Origin of the sequence: Klebsiella sp. WOUb02 (assembly GCF_050058015.1) — a bacterium.
Lineage (GTDB): Bacteria > Pseudomonadota > Gammaproteobacteria > Enterobacterales > Enterobacteriaceae > Klebsiella.
On sequence record NZ_CP170110.1, the window covers coordinates 593,945 to 608,432 of the forward strand.

Consider the following 14,488-nt stretch of genomic DNA (forward strand, 5'->3'; position numbering starts at 1 on the left):
TTCCCATGAAAAAGCAAGACGTTATACAGATCAAAAGTCTTCTTTCATCCCTGCCTGCTAATACCCGACTTCATCTCATTACCTGGCTGAATGACAACCTTCAGACGGATACCGCTTCCGTTATTGACACCAGCCCGCCTGAGTTATGTTGCCCTCACTGCCACAGTGAAAAAGCAATCCGCTGGGGACGCGATTCAGACATACAACGATATCGTTGCAAGGATTGCGGAAAAACCTTTAACAGCCTGACCGGAAGCCCGCTGGCCCGGCTCCATTACCATCAAAAATGGTTCGATTATCTGCGCTGTATGCAGGAGGGGCTGACATTACGTGAGTCCGCAAGGCGTACAGGGATTGATCTGACAACAGCATTCAGATGGCGTCATCGCTTTCTGGCTTCAGCCGCAGCAAATAATATAAATCCCCTGTCCGGGATCATTGAGGCCGATGAGACTTTTTTCCCTGAATCCAGCAAAGGCAAACGCAACATCATTCACCGAAAAGCCAGAAAACGCGGCGGGGAGGTGGATAAGCGAAAAAAACAGGAACAGGTGCCAGTCGTCATAGCCTGTGACCGGCAGGGGCGTGTGAGTGACTGCATCCCCCCGGAATTTGATACTGAAAATATTCATCGATTCCTTGAGCCGATAGCAGACAAGGATTCAATTCTGTGTACGGACGGTGCCAGCTGGTACAGGACGTTTGCCAGTGAACACGGGATGAACCACTACCGTCTTATAGCACTGGATAATCAGCGTGTTATCGACAGTGTATTCCATATACAGCATGTGAATGGCTATATCAGTCGTTTAAAAGGCTGGATGAAGCGATTTCATGGTGTAGGGACTGCATATCTGCCGAATTATCTGGCCTGGAGGCGGCTGTTTGAGACCACCGTACCAGTACCAGGAAGAAAGCGTTAAGCGCGCCTACATGCCCCCAGTAGCAAAGCACAACCAGAACCAGACCAAAACCAAACAGCCAAAGAGGGCCGCAGCGTGAATCTTGAAAACTCAGTGAAATACCACTTCGCAAAATCCACGCTGATTAGCGATTCTCCGCGTGCTACCGGCTCAGATTCATTGACCGGTACCGACATCATGGCGGCAATGGGTATGACGCAGGAACGTGCAGCGATGGGGTATAGCGCTTTCCTCGGAAAGATGGGCATCAGTAACAATGATCGGGAAAAGGCGATCAAGTTGCTGGCTGAATACGCACTAACCCGGTGCGATAAAGTAGCTGCGCTACGCAAACTCGCGCCGAACGTAAAACCCCAGGTTATTCAGATCCTCGCAGCGTTCGCTTTTGAGGATTATTCCCGTAGCGCTTCCAGTAAAAAAACATGTGACGGCTGCTACGGGTCTGGATTCATCGATGCAGAGGTGTTCACCAACAAAGTAACGTATCCGGACGGTAAACCGCCGAAGTGGGTTAAAGTTACGAAGGGGATCTATCCATCATACTGGGAGGAGGTGAAGTCGGTCCGTGAGCAGGTTCGGGTACTCTGCCAAAAGTGCCATGGAAAAGGGACCGTCAGTGCCGCCTGTAACGACTGCCACGGCCGGGGCCGGGTAGTGAACCAGGACGAGACGGAGAAGCAGGGCGTACCTGTTATGGGTAACTGCAAACGCTGCGGCGGTCGCGGGTATGAGCGAATCCTCTCCACTGCTGTGCACAGTGCCATTTGCCAGATTACGGATGCCATTACCATAGACACCTGGAAGAAGTCGGTTAAGCCGTTCTTCGACGTGCTGATCACTAAATTCGATATAGAGGAGGCCTGGGCAGAGGCACAACTCAAACAAATAACGCGCTGAGATATTTACTTTTCCCGAATTCGTGTTAATTTGTTCTAAAAATGGGCATTGTATGTTCAACGTTGAAGAAAAAATTTAAGAGCCTCGGCAAACGCCGGGGCTTTCTGCTTTTAGGGCTCGCATTCGCGGGCCTTTTCTATTTCAACTGGTTTCAATGCGAGGTATCTCATATGCTGATCCGTGACCGTTCAAACATGGAGGCTGCAATGAATCTTACCCTTCGCGATTTGGTTGAAAAGAGGAAAATGGTTACAGACGCGGCATGGAAGCGTCAGGAGTTTTTGCAATTAAAAGCGCATCAGCTTACAGGCGAATACAAAGAATCACTGGCGCTGACTGATGGTGATGAAAAAGTTGTTCAGACTGGCATCATTGGGTCTGATGGAAAGTTCGAAGCATGCCGGTATCCGCAACTGGCAACCAGTGATGACCATGAATTATTCTTCATCATCAGAACAGACCTTTCTGATTCATCCGGCGACAAACACTGGTGTGATACTCACGTAAAAATGTGGAAGATCAGGGATAACCTGCATGTGTGTGTTGAAGACGCCAGCAATGACATAATCATTATCCGGGGTGAGCCCGAAGGCTGCTTTAGTCAGGCAGTCGCCGCAATAAAAGAAAGCATCGTAAGAACATTCATTTCTGCAATGCCTGGTTGATCTCTGCTTAAAACATTCCAGCCCATGCATATGCGTGGGCTTTTCTATTTCAGGTTCACGGGAATCATCGTAAGCGCCCCATAATGAACGTGGCGTAAGGATTATTTTACGGAGGATAGGTTCCAGGGCAGCAGCTCATGTACCCGGTTTGAAGGCCAGTCGTTGATCTTGCTTATCACCTCGCACAACCAACCTTCCGGCTCCACACCGTTCAGTTTGCAGGTGCCAAGCAGGCTGTAGATGATGGCTGCTGCCTCACCCCCGTTGTCAGAGCCGAAGAACAGGTAGTTCTTTCTGCCAACCGCCACCGCGCGCAGCGCGTTTTCTCCGATGTTATTGTCGATTTCCACCTGACCGTTACGGCAGTACTCATTCAGGGCGTGCCACTGTTTCAGTATGTACGCGAACGCCTTCGCCGTCTCCGCGTGAACCGACAGCGTCGTCATTTGCGCCTCTATCCACTCGTGCAGCGATGTCATCAGCGGAACCGACCGTGCTTTTCTTATCTGCAGCCGTTTCCCGGCCGGGCTGCCGCGTATTTCCGCCTCGATGGCATACAACGCACCTATACGGTTCAGCGCTTCATTCGTCATTTCTGTCGGGCGTCGAACATGCTCATCGTGGATTTTCCTTCTGGCATGCGCCATGCACGCTGCTTCTCTGATGTGCCCGGACTCATACAGCGTGTCGTAAGCACCGTACGCATCTGCCTGAAGCACGCCTCTGTACCCTGAGAGATGTCGCTGAGGATGTTCCCCCTTACGGTCCGCTGAGTACGAGAACCAGACTGCCGGCGGTTCTGGCACCCCGGCGTTACGGTCATCCCGGACGTAGACCCACAGCCGACCGGTTCGCGTTTTACCACTCCCGGGCTCCAGCACCCTGACCGGCGTGTCATCAGTGTGCACCTTGCCAGCCTGCATAACGTACTGGTTGAGCGCCTCATGCAGCGGACGAAGCCGGTTGCCCATCATCGCGACCCAGCGGACCATCGTGTTACGGCTCAGCGCCAGTCCATGACGGGCGTAGATTTCTGTCTGCCGGTACAGCGGCGTATGCTCCACATATTTTCCGACCAGGATGCGGGCCAGCAGGCTGCTGCCCACACGACTGCCTTCTACCGGCTTTGCCGGGAGCGGGGCCTGCACGATAACGTCGCACCGGCTGCACGCCAGCTTCGGTCGGACCGTTTCGATGATTTTAAAGGCGGTTTTGATGATCTCCAGTTGCTCAGAGAGAGTTTCTCCCATCACCTTCAGCTCTCCACCACATGACAGGCAGACGCTGGTCGCTGGCAGTAAGGTCTGTGTTTCCCGAGGCAGGTCGGCTGGCAGCGGTTTTCGGGCGGTGTGGCGGGTGGGTTTTTCTGGCGTCGTTTGCGACACGACAACACTATCTGCTGGTATATCCGGTACCGGCTCGTTGCCATTCAGGCAGGTTTTTGCCGCCTCCAGTCGGCTTTCCAGCTCTGACAACCGTTTCTCTGCCTGGCGGATTTTGTTTTCCAGCTTATTACGGCTCTTTTCCGAACTCTGACCGAACAGCATTCGCCGTAGTTTATCCAGCTGTGCTTTCAGGCGGTTGATTTCCTGCTCATAACCCGCCACCTGGCCTGCATACTGGCGCAACCGGGTCTGCTGGTCGTTCAGCATCGCCCGCTGTTTACGCAGCATGGCTTTTAACTGGTCGATATCGTCAGGGAGTTCATTTTTCATACACCCGACATTACAACAGGTTACACCCGCAGGCCAGGACGTTGTGATGACTGTGGATGTTTCCAGTTGAGGCCTTCCAGCAGCATAGCCAGTTGCGCCGGGGTCAGATGGATCTTCCCGTCGCTGACAGCGGGCCAGACGAAGTGTCCACGCTCAAGACGTTTGATGAACAGGCACAGACCATCCTCATCGGACCACAGTAGCTTTACCATATCACCACGGCGCCCCCGGAAGATGAACAGGTGGCCGCTGAATGGGTCCTCGTTGAGGACATTCTGCACGCGGGAGGCCAGGCCGTTGAAGCCGTTTCTCATGTCGGTAACGCCCGTCACCAGCCAGATGCGGGAACCCGCAGGAAGGGATATCATCAGCCACCTCTCTTCAGTTCGCGAACCAGAGCCGACAGCATGGCCGGGGTGAGGTTGCCGGACAGCTTCAGGCGTGCACGGCCGATACTGACCTCACAGCATTGCCCGGCATCCGGTGGCAGGCTTTGCGCTGATGCTGCCGGGAGTCGGGCAGCGCGGGTCGTGAGTATTCGGTGGTCACAACAGGAACGATATCGTCACTGATAATGGCCGGTGCTGGGGGTGTATCAGATGGCTCATCAACCAGATGACGATAGCGCTGACGCCAGGTGAACAGCAGGTTGTCATTAATCCCGTTCTGGCGGGCAAGCCGTGCCACGCAGGCACCGGGTTGCAGTGATCGCTGAACCAGGTCGAGTTTGAACGGCATGGAGTAGGTAGCCCGCTGGCGTGGGACTGTCGGTTGGGTCATTTGTGATAGAGTCCATTTAAAAATTAAGTGGACTCTATCATCACCGGATTAAAGGTACGTCGACAGACGTCGTTGCCGGGGCGCTTACGAATCATCTACGACGTGCTTTGTTGATAAATCCAGCCCGTGAAGTCTGACCCCTTTCAAACACAGCGCCATCCGTAACCACGGAGGTGAGGCTATGACCAGAATGAGCACCATTTACAGCAGACTCTCATACGGCACAGGGACCGCGCTGACGGGCTGCGGTGTCTCAGCAAAGGCTTACGCCGATGCGGCAAAAACAGAGGTATGGATTTTGGCCGACAAAGTGGCGGGTATGAGCCTGAGTGACTGGGCGATCGTTGTCGGTATCGCATGCACTGTTATTACCTGCGGCGTGAACTGGTATTACCGGCGCAAAGAGCGGGAGGATCGGCTGAATGGCTATGTCAACAAAGCTGAGGAATAGCGTTATCGCGGCCGTTGGTGGCGGGGCAATTGCCATTGCATCGGCGCTAATCACAGGGCCGACTGGTAACGATGGTCTGGAAGGTGTACGGTATAAGCCCTACAAAGACGTTGTAGGTGTGGTGACGGTATGCCACGGACACACGGGCAACGATATCATGCTCGGTAAAACCTACACCGAGGCAGAGTGTCGAGCGCTTCTCAATAAAGACCTGAACACCGTCGCCCGCCAGATTAACCCTTACATCAAACAACCGATCCCCGAAACGATGCGTGGGGCGCTGTACTCGTTCGCGTATAACGTCGGTGCCGGAAACTTCCAGACTTCTACGCTGTTGCGCAAAATCAACCAGGGCGACCAGAAAGGCGCGTGCGACCAACTGCGCCGCTGGACCTACGCCAAGGGTAAGCAGTGGAAAGGTCTGGTGACTCGCCGCGAGATTGAGCGCGAAGTTTGTCTGTGGGGGCGGAAATGAGCCGTTTAACAGCCATTATCAGCGCAGTGGTTATCTGCCTGATAGTAAGCCTTGGATGGTTGGCTAATCACTACCACGACAACGCTACCGAGTTCAAAGAGCAGCGCGATAAAGCCACTGAAAAGCTCAGCCTGGCTAACGCCACCATCACCGACATGCAGACCCGGCAGCGTGACGTTGCTGCGCTGGATGAAAAGTACACGAAGGAATTAGCCGATGCGAAATCTCAGCTTGATGATCTGCAGCGTTGCGTTAGCTCTGGTAAGTGTGGGTTGCGCATCAACGCAAAATGTCCCGCGAACGGAGCGACCGGCACCGGCGGCATGGGCGATGCTTCCGGCCCCCGACTTACAGACTCCGCTGAACGGGATTATTTCACCCTCAGAGAGCGAATTGACACAGTGACGAAGCAGGTCGGCTATCTGCAGGACTACATCCGCACACAGTGCCTGAAATAACAGGGCCAGCTTAACCGCTGGTTTTTTTTACATCCGCATTTCACCGCGCAACGCAATGCGCATCTAACCACGATTCACTACCAGCCAGAAAACCGCTGACTACTTTGGCAAAAGCCATAAGAGCGTGCACAGTTTTATCAGCAATGGAACCGTTACAAAGATACGCTGGCGCTTCAGCCGGTAAATAACTTTGTGATGCAGAATTCTGCCTCCGATGGGCTTGCCGCAGTTCAGACACTGAAGCCTGCCGATAACGCAGCTGATTTTCAGTTTAAAAAACAGCAATATGCGCAGGCCCAACAGAACTATCAACGCATCATGGATGCCCGTGAAGCAGATCCAGGTGGTTGGCTGGTTCAGAATGATGAGACGACCCAAAAAGCATTCGCGGCTTATACCGATAACCCTGATTTAATGGGCGACTATGTAAAAAATGTCATTATCCAAAAGAAACGGCTCGGAATTAAAAGTGATGCTGTGATACCTAAAGTTCAGGCCGATGCTTTATCTCAGGCTCTATTACAGTCAACACCAGATAACCAATCAAAACTGTTGGACGCCATTCATAAAGGTACTGGCGGTGGTGCACCTTACATGGCCACACTCAAACAAATAGCGGTAAATGCGCCCTCTGCGGCGGTTGCCGGCGTCCTGATGGATAAGCCTTCGTCGTTAATTGCTCAGGAGAACTGGATCAATCCTGATATCACGATTTCACCTTCGCAAGCGTCAAAAACCATTCTCGCGGGTTCTGCTGCACGAAAAGGGACTAAAGACGCAAAAGGGATGTCGATGCCCAAGGAAAACGATATGCGGCTTGAGTTCTCAAACTCCGTGCAGGATGCGTTTGCCGGTGACGCTCAGGGAGCCGCAATGGCATATGAGGTGGCAAAGGATTACTACGCGGGAATAATGGCCCAGAAGGGGGATTACTCCGGTGTTCTGGATAATGATGTCTGGAAGCAGGCCGTTAATGTGTCAACTGGCGGTGTTCATGACTATAACGGCATGGGGTATGTTCTGCTGCCATGGGGAATGTCGGCAGAACAGTTTGATAAACAAGTCGATCAGGCGTGGCAAACACAGGTCACTGGTGCGGGAATCAAAGCACCGCCGGGGCAGTATGGCCTGCAAAGTTACGGTGACAGCCAGTATCTGGTTAAGCTCGGTGCAGGGTATCTGCTTAAATCTGATGGCTCTCCGGTAATACTGGATCTGACTCAGCAGCGTCAGCGCTTTATCGAGGGCATACCGCAATGAGTTATTTCGGATTAAATCAGTCGAATCAAAACCAACTGTCAGAAACAGCGGCATCCAGTCCCATTGGCTTAAAAAGTGATGTCGGTTTTTTCGATAATGCTGTGGGTGCCGGTGTATCGGGTTTGTATTCCGGTCTGGTGGCTAAACCGGATCAGCTGCTTTGGGCGGGGATGGATAAAGTTGTTTCCCCTCTGTCCCGGTTTATTAATGAAAATACACCCGTACGGGATTCTTCTGAAGAATACATCGCTGAGCAGAGAAGGCTGGCAACACAGCAGGTTAAGCGTCTGACTCCCGATTCCGGTACGACCGGAACCGCGGGTCAGATTCTGTTTGGTCTTTTTGATATGGGGGGCCAGGCTGTCGCCGGCACCGCAATCGGGGGGCCGCTGGGCGGTGCGGCGGCGGTTACCTCGCTTCAGGGCTTTTCTGAGTTTGAGCGTCTGAGGTCGGAAGGCGTGGATTTATCAACGGCGCAGGATGTCGCGTTGATCCACGGTATAACGACCGGCGCCGGTACGCTGATCCCCATGAGTCTCGGTCTGCGTGCTGGTGGCGCGCTGGCGGAAGGTGTTGGCGCGCAGATATCCAGAACGGGCGAGAATGCGTTACTCAATGCCGGTGCTGCCGTATCGCGTGCTGCACCTGACGTAGCATATGCTGCGGGTTCTAACCTTGCGTTTGGTATGGCGCTACGCGGAATGACGGCAGAAACCCTGCGCAACGCCGGTTACGATGATATGGCCGGTCAGTACGATGTTTTTGATCGCCAGGCGATGGCGATTGATGCAGTGCTCGGCGTTGCGTTCGGCGGTCTTGGCCGCTTTGTTAACTCCCGCGGCGAGAATGTTCGTGCGCCGGTGTTTGTCCCGTCCGATGTCGATGCGGCGCTGGCGGCTAATGCAGCCCACCATGCAGAAATCGATATTGCTCCCGGAGTACCGGTCAACGTTCTGTCACGGGATGCACACGCCCAGGCGTTACAGCAGGCAATGCGCAATGTCAGCGAAGGTAATCCCGTCGATGTGGCCAGCATTGTCGACCCGGCAGCATTCAGCGAGATACCCGGGCGCCGCAGCCTGATTGCGCAGTCTCTGGATGAGGTGCTTTTCAATGCGGAGGAAGGAACCGCAGCCCGTGCGGCAGATACGCGCCGGCTTGAAGAGCTGGCCGCGCAGTTGCTACCTCGCGGCGAACGTCAGGTTTACCAGTCTGAAGTGGCTAACAGCCAGCGACTCATCGATAACCTGACTGAGCAGCGCAATCAGGTCCTCTCCGAGGAACCCGCGGGGAACGGCAAAGCGCTGGCACGTGCGAGAGCCGACAAGCAGGGCCGCCTGCGAGACCTTGACCAGCGAATTACAGAGGCGCAGGGGCGTCTTGAGTTTTCGCGTAATACGCTGGCACCCCATGAGCCCGGCGGACAATTCTATGAGGCGCGCGCTGAACTTTCCCGCAGACGGCAGGCAGAAAGCGATCTGAATGCGCAGGCGCTCTCATATTACAAAACGGCCGAAGTGCGTAGCGCTGATGAAGCTGCGTCTCCCGATACCGCTACTCATGTCCGTAATAGCGACCAACAGCGCACACAGAGCGTAAGCGAAACGGGCGACATTGATGTGAAAGCTGCTGAGGAATCGCTGACCACCGCCCCCGACATGATGATCACCACGCTGGATGATGAAGGTAACCCTCAGTCTCGCTCTGCTCGTGAATTGCTTGATGAGGCGAATCGTGAAAATGAACAGGCTATTCAGGATTCCGGCCTTTTTGATGTCGCAGTCGCATGTTTCTTAAGGGGATAATTTATGCGTCAGGAATGCATTCAGGCAGTACAACAGGCAGCGCAGCGCACTTTGAGTGCTCGTGAAATTCAGAATATTGAAGACCGTATCTACAGAAACATGCGTTCGCTCGCTCGTAACGACCCTGCGTCGTGGCGGATGCTGTCCGAGGCAGAACGCCTGCGCCGGGCCGGGCAACTTGCCGCCGATGAGTTAAAGCAAGAGGCTGCGTTAAAGAAACGTCGTGTTGCGTTAACTATCACTGCCCGCCAGCGCCTTGATTCATTTATTAATAATTACAAAGGGAAAGACGGAAAGCTGGAGGCACTGAATCGCACGATAGCTTTTCATGCTGACGGCAAAGCAAATTTTCTGTCTGTTGAATCGCGCGGGAAAGCAACGCGAGATTATGCGCTAAGCCAACTACAGGAAGCTTTTGAAGCTGTTGACCCTCGCTTTTTTGGCATGCTCGAAGATGCAAAAGGCGTTCGCGATCTGGTTTATGAAATTCGGGGGAAAAATACGGGGAATGCTAAAGCAAGGGCAGGAGCAAAGGCCTGGAAGGATGTTACTGAATTGCTTCGTCGTCGGTTTAACGATGCGGGGGGCGACATCGGGCATCTGGATGACTGGGGTATGCCTCAGCATCATTCAATGGAAAAAGTGGGCAAGGTTTCTAAAGATAAGTGGGTCAGCGACATCATTGGGAAACTTGATCGAAAGTATTACACCAAAAGCGACGGGCAACTAATGTCCGATGCGGAACTAACGGTGTTTCTGGGTGAGGCATACGATACCATCGCTACCGGTGGTTTAAATAAACTCAGCGATACAGGTTTGCGTATTTCCGGGGCGAGAGCCAACCGGGGAAATGCTTCCCGGCAGATCCATTTCAAAGATGGTGAGGCGTACCTTGAATACCAGCGTCAGTATGGCGATCGCTCGTTGTGGGAGATAATGGTGTATCATCTGGAAAGCATCAGCAAAGATATTGCGCTGGTAGAAACTTACGGGCCGAACCCGGATCACGTATTCCGTTCTATTCTCGACGAAGTAAGGGCGGAAACTGCAGTCGCGAACCCGCAACGCGCCGGCCGGGTTAAGCGACTGGCTAACAGCACCGAAAATCTTTACAATTTTATTTCCGGCAGGACGCAACCAATAGCGAATCCTCATATTGCCAGGTTCTCTGACAATCTCCGTAACTGGCTGGTGGCCAGCCGCTTAGGTTCTGCACTGCTCGCATCGTTCTCTGATCTCGGCACTATGTACCTGTCAGCAAAGGTCACGAACCTTCCAATGAACAAGCTATTCCGCAACCAACTGGAAGCGATGGATCCAACTAACCGCACAGAGCTTGCCCGCGCCCGCCGCGCTGGCCTAGCAATGGAATCTCTGCTTGGCAGTGTCAACCGCTGGGCGATGGATAATATGGGGCCGTCTGTGTCCCGGTGGGCGGCGACAGCAGTGATGCGTGCCAGCGGCCTGACTGCGTGGACAGATGCGCACAAGCGCGCCTATGGCGTCACGATGATGGGTAGCCTTGGTGACATCGTAAGGCGAACGCCAGATCTTCGCAGCCTCGATGATAATGATTTTCGTATTCTGAAAAGCAAAGGCGTTACAGAACAGGACTTTGCTATCTGGAAACTGGCCGATCAGGAAGACTGGGGGAACGGTAACACGACTATGTTGACGCCAGAAAGTATCATGCGCATTCCTGATGCAGCATTACAGCATATTGGCCCCCCTGAGCGTGTCAGATTTGAGGCTATGCGCCGTCTGCTCGGTGCAGTGTCGGAAGAAGTTGATATGGCAGTCATTACCCCGGGAGCTCGCGAACAGCTTTTAACAACTGGCGGCGGCATTCAGAGAGGGACTGTTAAGGGCGAGGTGGTCAGAAGCTTCTTTCTGTTCAAATCGTTCCCGATCGCTGTGGTTATGCGTCACTGGTCACGGGCGTTAGGTATGCCATCCGCCGGTGGTAGAGCCGCGTACATAGCCACGTTTCTGGCCAGCACAACCATACTGGGCGCACTTTCAATGCAATTGAATGACCTGGTTTCAGGTAAAAAACCAAAAGATCCTGTCGGGGAGCACGCGGGGAAATTCTGGGTCAATGCACTTTTAAAAGGTGGCGGCCTTGGTCTGTACGGTGATTTCTTCTTTTCCGATCATACCAAATATGGTGGAACCGCTCTCGCGTCAATGCTCGGCCCCGTTGCTGGCTTAGTCGATGATGTTATCAAGCTGGGGCAGGGGATGGCTACGACATGTACAGTGGCGGCACTTATAACATCGAAAACGGGTTCCAGGCTCGCGGGCTGTACTACACCGGGTTTAACTCCAAAAGTTCTGATGCTACCCGCGCATTCGCCAGTACAGGTTCTGTCCCGCACGGGTTTTATTCGAACGGTGATACCCGAGGACTATCCGTACACAACAACCTGTATGGCATTGTGGTGAATGATGCAACGTCCTATGCCATGCAGGTGCAGCGGAGCGGCACCTTTACTACCGGGATGGACCTGAACGGCAAATGGCAGAGGTTTAAAGGCTTTCTGACCAGTACGGCCCGTGGCGGCTCGATATCCTATTACGCCACGTCAACGCTGATTACCGGCGGCTCATCTGACACTGACACTGTGGCCATGCCATCCGCCGAGCATTCGCTGATGCTGTTTGTCAGAAACCTGAGCACAACTTACGCCGTTATTCTGACGGGGGTATTTGAAGGTACTGCCGTCACGACCTACACCCTGGCCGCAGGAAAGGGAATGTTGTTCCAGAGTGATGGCAGTTACTGGTATCCAATGCTGTAATATTTTAAAGGTGATAATAATGTTTACTGTTGCTGTTCCTGCCGGGTATGAATCTCCTTATATCGGCTCTCCCTACACGTTCAATGCTGATTCAGTTATCACCATTGAACTGAATGGCGTGAAGATCCTCGACGAAGGGAGTCGTGTCGCATTCGTGAGTTACAGCCTGACCATTGACACTGACCCTGATATTTCATTCAGCAGGACGGATAATTTCAACTGCACGGACCCCGCTGCTCTGGAATCAGAAGCCAGGGAATATTTAACCAAAATCTATTCAGGAAACCCATCATGAAGACCAAACGTGAACTGGAGCTTGAAATTGAACTGTATTCCGCCCGCGAGCAGCTGCTGAGAGCGAATTATGAAATCATGATGCGGGATAGAGAAACAAACAACCAGTTGCTGAGTAACGCACAATTTGAGCTGGATAAAATTATTCAGCAGGAAGAAGAGAAAAGCAGTGAAGGACAGAGCGAATATAAGTCCGATGTTGCAGCTGAAAATCAAATTTAATAAAGAGAGGTATACATGAAACAGGTTAATCAACAGTCACTATATGGTATAGAGTTTGAGTTACGCGATATAATTTTCGCGGAGTTAAAAGATAGTCTGGGATTAAAAGCTGGCGCACATGCGGCTTCTATCGCGAGTAGCATAGCTGCCCGAATCCGGCCTCATGAGGAAATAGACAGCCTCTATCAACTTGGGTTGGCGTCTCGAAAGTATATCGCTGCCGTTGAAATCATCTCGCCTGCTGCTCAAGATTCAGAGCTTGGACTCCCTGGCGACGATATCTTTAAAGTGGCTGAAAAGGCACTAAGGTATAAGAGATGGGCTGTCAATCGTCAAGTTGAAACCGGCCGGCGGGATGCGCCTATCGCCAAATAATCACTCGACTCATATCAACTGCGGTGATAGAGTCAGGCCGCACAGGCGGCCTTATCCCATCATCTAAATTTAAATTTTGGTATTTTTGGTTTTGAAATGTCAGCGTTTAACACTGGTGCGAAAATCGCCAAGAAGAGGAATAGATTTCCGTACTCATACCCATATGTTTGAAAACAAACATTAAGCAAATAACCGGCAACGAGCAGGATTCGTCCTTTTTGTGGGCCTTTTCTTATGTATATCATTATTAAAAAAAGAGAGAAAAGAATGAAATGTATGAAACCATATGCTCCTATTTGATTCATAAAAAACATATGGAAATTATCTATCCCGTACGTTGAGTTAAGAATTCCATTTAGCTTAACAACACCATTCCCTAAGAGAAAAAAATCTTGATAATGAGAAAAAAAGTACTTCCACAAAAGAAGCCTCTGGCTAGCACCATCATTGCTATTATTTAAGTCAAAAAAGTGTGTGAAAAATACAGTTGCCGCAATACCTAGCATCGCAATTATAACTATTTTGTTAAGGTGCCCGGCAATAATAAATCTATAAAACCCATAAATAACTATCATTCCCAATATTGCCTGCCTGGACAGGAAAACCAGGGCTGCGATGAAAAATATCATGAAAGCAAATACCGAAACCTTCTTACCTAGATTTCTTGCTACATATAGATAAAGGGAGAAAACAGAAACAACAAACATTGCTGAAATGTTTTTTGTTAAAAACACATCTCTAAGTGGCTCAGCAATTCCATATAAGCTCGAACTATTAACTTCAGAATTTTGGTTTAACTGCGCCCAAACAGCTGAGACGCTGGTGATACCACTTTTTACGTAAATTAGCATCACAATGGCTATCCATGCGATGCAAATGTATGAAAGATGCCTAAGGGTTTTATGAGTAAAAACAAACCTTTCATTTCCTGCCATGATGCATATAGCTATAACATTAACAATTAATTTTGACGTTAATTCATGGCTCGGGGTAACGGCAGAAAATTCAACCAAAAATGGTATGATTGCCGCAGCAAATCCAAAGGTCATAGCGGCAAAATCAGTAATGCTCATGCTTTTTCTAAGGTTCGTTATCGACAGAAAAAGAAGAAAAAGCAAGGGGATAAGATACAATACATGACTAACAAGGGAAATTGGGTATAAAAAAATGGTCAGCATGAACATAAAGTGTTCAATCCTGCCAAACCTGCTAATCTCAACAGGCCTCACGATATCCAGTGATTTACGTACTAATGCATTGTTCTGCATAGATATTTCCAGTTTCTTATCGCATTTGAATAGTGTGATTTATTGCTCTAATGGTGTTATAAGAAATGTCCTGTGTCAATGACTTACAATTACGATTAA

17 protein-coding genes and 1 pseudogene are annotated in these 14,488 nt (G+C 51.4%); 14 read left to right on the forward strand and 4 right to left on the reverse strand.

The window, feature by feature from the left end; all coding sequences use genetic code 11:
* The first annotated feature begins 5 nt into the window (after positions 1 to 5).
* From ABOC21_RS09565 to ABOC21_RS09580, 4 genes are all read left to right on the forward strand, one after another.
* On the forward strand, positions 6 to 923 hold the full coding sequence (locus ABOC21_RS09565) for an IS1595 family transposase (RefSeq protein WP_426814374.1): 918 nt from the start codon (positions 6 to 8) through the stop codon (positions 921 to 923).
* The gene (locus ABOC21_RS09570; protein WP_426814375.1) at positions 886 to 1,002 is read left to right on the forward strand and encodes a hypothetical protein; all 117 of its coding nucleotides are present in this window, start codon (positions 886 to 888) and stop codon (positions 1,000 to 1,002) included. The genes ABOC21_RS09565 and ABOC21_RS09570 overlap by 38 nt, the downstream gene beginning before the upstream one ends.
* The gene (locus tag ABOC21_RS09575; protein WP_426814376.1) at positions 999 to 1,820 is read left to right on the forward strand and encodes an antitermination protein Q; all 822 of its coding nucleotides are present in this window, start codon (positions 999 to 1,001) and stop codon (positions 1,818 to 1,820) included. The genes ABOC21_RS09570 and ABOC21_RS09575 overlap by 4 nt, the downstream gene beginning before the upstream one ends.
* Positions 1,821 to 1,990: 170 nt before the next feature.
* Positions 1,991 to 2,485 carry a hypothetical protein gene (locus tag ABOC21_RS09580; RefSeq protein WP_426814377.1) on the forward strand — a complete coding sequence of 165 codons (495 nt, stop codon included), beginning with the start codon at positions 1,991 to 1,993 and terminating at the stop codon, positions 2,483 to 2,485.
* A 101-nt stretch (positions 2,486 to 2,586) separates the two neighbouring features.
* Here the strand turns inward: ABOC21_RS09580 and tnpC are convergent, their stop codons facing one another.
* The 3 genes from tnpC to ABOC21_RS09595 all read right to left on the reverse strand — a co-directional run bounded on the left by tnpC (position 2,587) and on the right by ABOC21_RS09595 (position 4,980).
* Positions 2,587 to 4,200 carry an IS66 family transposase gene (gene tnpC, locus ABOC21_RS09585; protein ID WP_426811793.1) on the reverse strand — a complete coding sequence of 538 codons (1,614 nt, stop codon included), beginning with the start codon at positions 4,198 to 4,200 and terminating at the stop codon, positions 2,587 to 2,589.
* Between the two features lie 20 nt (positions 4,201 to 4,220).
* A complete protein-coding gene (gene tnpB, locus ABOC21_RS09590; RefSeq protein WP_426811792.1) occupies positions 4,221 to 4,568 on the reverse strand; it encodes an IS66 family insertion sequence element accessory protein TnpB in 348 nt (115 codons plus the stop codon).
* A 67-nt stretch (positions 4,569 to 4,635) separates the two neighbouring features.
* Positions 4,636 to 4,980 carry a transposase gene (locus ABOC21_RS09595; protein ID WP_426814378.1) on the reverse strand — a complete coding sequence of 115 codons (345 nt, stop codon included), beginning with the start codon at positions 4,978 to 4,980 and terminating at the stop codon, positions 4,636 to 4,638.
* Between the two features lie 181 nt (positions 4,981 to 5,161).
* Here ABOC21_RS09595 and ABOC21_RS09600 point away from each other — a divergent pair, with 181 nt between their 5' ends.
* The 10 genes and pseudogenes from ABOC21_RS09600 to ABOC21_RS09645 all read left to right on the forward strand — a co-directional run bounded on the left by ABOC21_RS09600 (position 5,162) and on the right by ABOC21_RS09645 (position 13,121).
* Positions 5,162 to 5,431: a phage holin gene (locus tag ABOC21_RS09600; RefSeq protein WP_426814379.1), complete on the forward strand. Its 270-nt coding sequence runs from the start codon at positions 5,162 to 5,164 to the stop codon at positions 5,429 to 5,431.
* Positions 5,403 to 5,906 (forward strand): lysozyme, encoded by a 504-nt coding sequence (locus ABOC21_RS09605; protein ID WP_426814380.1) that lies wholly within the window; start codon positions 5,403 to 5,405, stop codon positions 5,904 to 5,906. The genes ABOC21_RS09600 and ABOC21_RS09605 overlap by 29 nt, the downstream gene beginning before the upstream one ends.
* The gene (locus ABOC21_RS09610; RefSeq protein WP_426814381.1) at positions 5,903 to 6,364 is read left to right on the forward strand and encodes a lysis protein; all 462 of its coding nucleotides are present in this window, start codon (positions 5,903 to 5,905) and stop codon (positions 6,362 to 6,364) included. The genes ABOC21_RS09605 and ABOC21_RS09610 overlap by 4 nt, the downstream gene beginning before the upstream one ends.
* 546 nt (positions 6,365 to 6,910) lie before the next feature.
* Positions 6,911 to 7,624 (forward strand): annotated as a pseudogene (locus ABOC21_RS09615) (transglycosylase SLT domain-containing protein); the annotation flags it as partial.
* A complete protein-coding gene (locus ABOC21_RS09620; protein WP_426814382.1) occupies positions 7,621 to 9,429 on the forward strand; it encodes a hypothetical protein in 1,809 nt (602 codons plus the stop codon). The pseudogene ABOC21_RS09615 and the gene ABOC21_RS09620, both read left to right, overlap by 4 nt.
* Before the next feature lie 3 nt (positions 9,430 to 9,432).
* Entirely contained in the window at positions 9,433 to 11,874 is a 2,442-nt protein-coding gene (locus tag ABOC21_RS09625; RefSeq protein ID WP_426814383.1) for a hypothetical protein, read from the forward strand.
* Positions 11,871 to 12,230 (forward strand): hypothetical protein, encoded by a 360-nt coding sequence (locus ABOC21_RS09630; RefSeq protein ID WP_426814384.1) that lies wholly within the window; start codon positions 11,871 to 11,873, stop codon positions 12,228 to 12,230. The genes ABOC21_RS09625 and ABOC21_RS09630 overlap by 4 nt, the downstream gene beginning before the upstream one ends.
* A 19-nt stretch (positions 12,231 to 12,249) precedes the next feature.
* Positions 12,250 to 12,525: a hypothetical protein gene (locus ABOC21_RS09635; protein WP_426814385.1), complete on the forward strand. Its 276-nt coding sequence runs from the start codon at positions 12,250 to 12,252 to the stop codon at positions 12,523 to 12,525.
* Entirely contained in the window at positions 12,522 to 12,746 is a 225-nt protein-coding gene (locus ABOC21_RS09640) for a hypothetical protein (protein WP_426814386.1), read from the forward strand. Before ABOC21_RS09635 ends, ABOC21_RS09640 begins: the two co-directional genes overlap by 4 nt.
* Positions 12,747 to 12,761: 15 nt before the next feature.
* Positions 12,762 to 13,121, forward strand: a complete 360-nt coding sequence (locus ABOC21_RS09645) for a hypothetical protein (RefSeq protein ID WP_426814387.1) — start codon at positions 12,762 to 12,764, stop codon at positions 13,119 to 13,121.
* Positions 13,122 to 13,180: 59 nt separating this feature from the next.
* On the opposite strand, the gene ABOC21_RS09650 is transcribed toward ABOC21_RS09645, so the two are convergent.
* Positions 13,181 to 14,389 (reverse strand): hypothetical protein, encoded by a 1,209-nt coding sequence (locus ABOC21_RS09650; RefSeq protein WP_426814388.1) that lies wholly within the window; start codon positions 14,387 to 14,389, stop codon positions 13,181 to 13,183.
* Positions 14,390 to 14,488 lie beyond the last annotated feature (99 nt).

Bases quoted from the DNA above. Each gene is read 5' to 3' on its own strand.
- ABOC21_RS09565 (WP_426814374.1), top strand. From the start codon at position 6: ATGAAAAAGCAAGACGTTATACAGATCAAAAGTCTTCTTTCATCCCTG.
- ABOC21_RS09580 (WP_426814377.1), top strand. From the start codon at position 1,991: ATGCTGATCCGTGACCGTTCAAACATGGAGGCTGCAATGAATCTTACC.
- tnpC (WP_426811793.1), bottom strand. From the start codon at position 4,200: ATGAAAAATGAACTCCCTGACGATATCGACCAGTTAAAAGCCATGCTG.
- tnpB (WP_426811792.1), bottom strand. From the start codon at position 4,568: ATGATATCCCTTCCTGCGGGTTCCCGCATCTGGCTGGTGACGGGCGTT.
- ABOC21_RS09595 (WP_426814378.1), bottom strand. From the start codon at position 4,980: ATGACCCAACCGACAGTCCCACGCCAGCGGGCTACCTACTCCATGCCG.
- ABOC21_RS09600 (WP_426814379.1), top strand. From the start codon at position 5,162: ATGACCAGAATGAGCACCATTTACAGCAGACTCTCATACGGCACAGGG.
- ABOC21_RS09605 (WP_426814380.1), top strand. From the start codon at position 5,403: ATGGCTATGTCAACAAAGCTGAGGAATAGCGTTATCGCGGCCGTTGGT.
- ABOC21_RS09610 (WP_426814381.1), top strand. From the start codon at position 5,903: ATGAGCCGTTTAACAGCCATTATCAGCGCAGTGGTTATCTGCCTGATA.
- ABOC21_RS09620 (WP_426814382.1), top strand. From the start codon at position 7,621: ATGAGTTATTTCGGATTAAATCAGTCGAATCAAAACCAACTGTCAGAA.
- ABOC21_RS09625 (WP_426814383.1), top strand. From the start codon at position 9,433: ATGCGTCAGGAATGCATTCAGGCAGTACAACAGGCAGCGCAGCGCACT.
- ABOC21_RS09635 (WP_426814385.1), top strand. From the start codon at position 12,250: ATGTTTACTGTTGCTGTTCCTGCCGGGTATGAATCTCCTTATATCGGC.
- ABOC21_RS09640 (WP_426814386.1), top strand. From the start codon at position 12,522: ATGAAGACCAAACGTGAACTGGAGCTTGAAATTGAACTGTATTCCGCC.
- ABOC21_RS09645 (WP_426814387.1), top strand. From the start codon at position 12,762: ATGAAACAGGTTAATCAACAGTCACTATATGGTATAGAGTTTGAGTTA.
- ABOC21_RS09650 (WP_426814388.1), bottom strand. From the start codon at position 14,389: ATGCAGAACAATGCATTAGTACGTAAATCACTGGATATCGTGAGGCCT.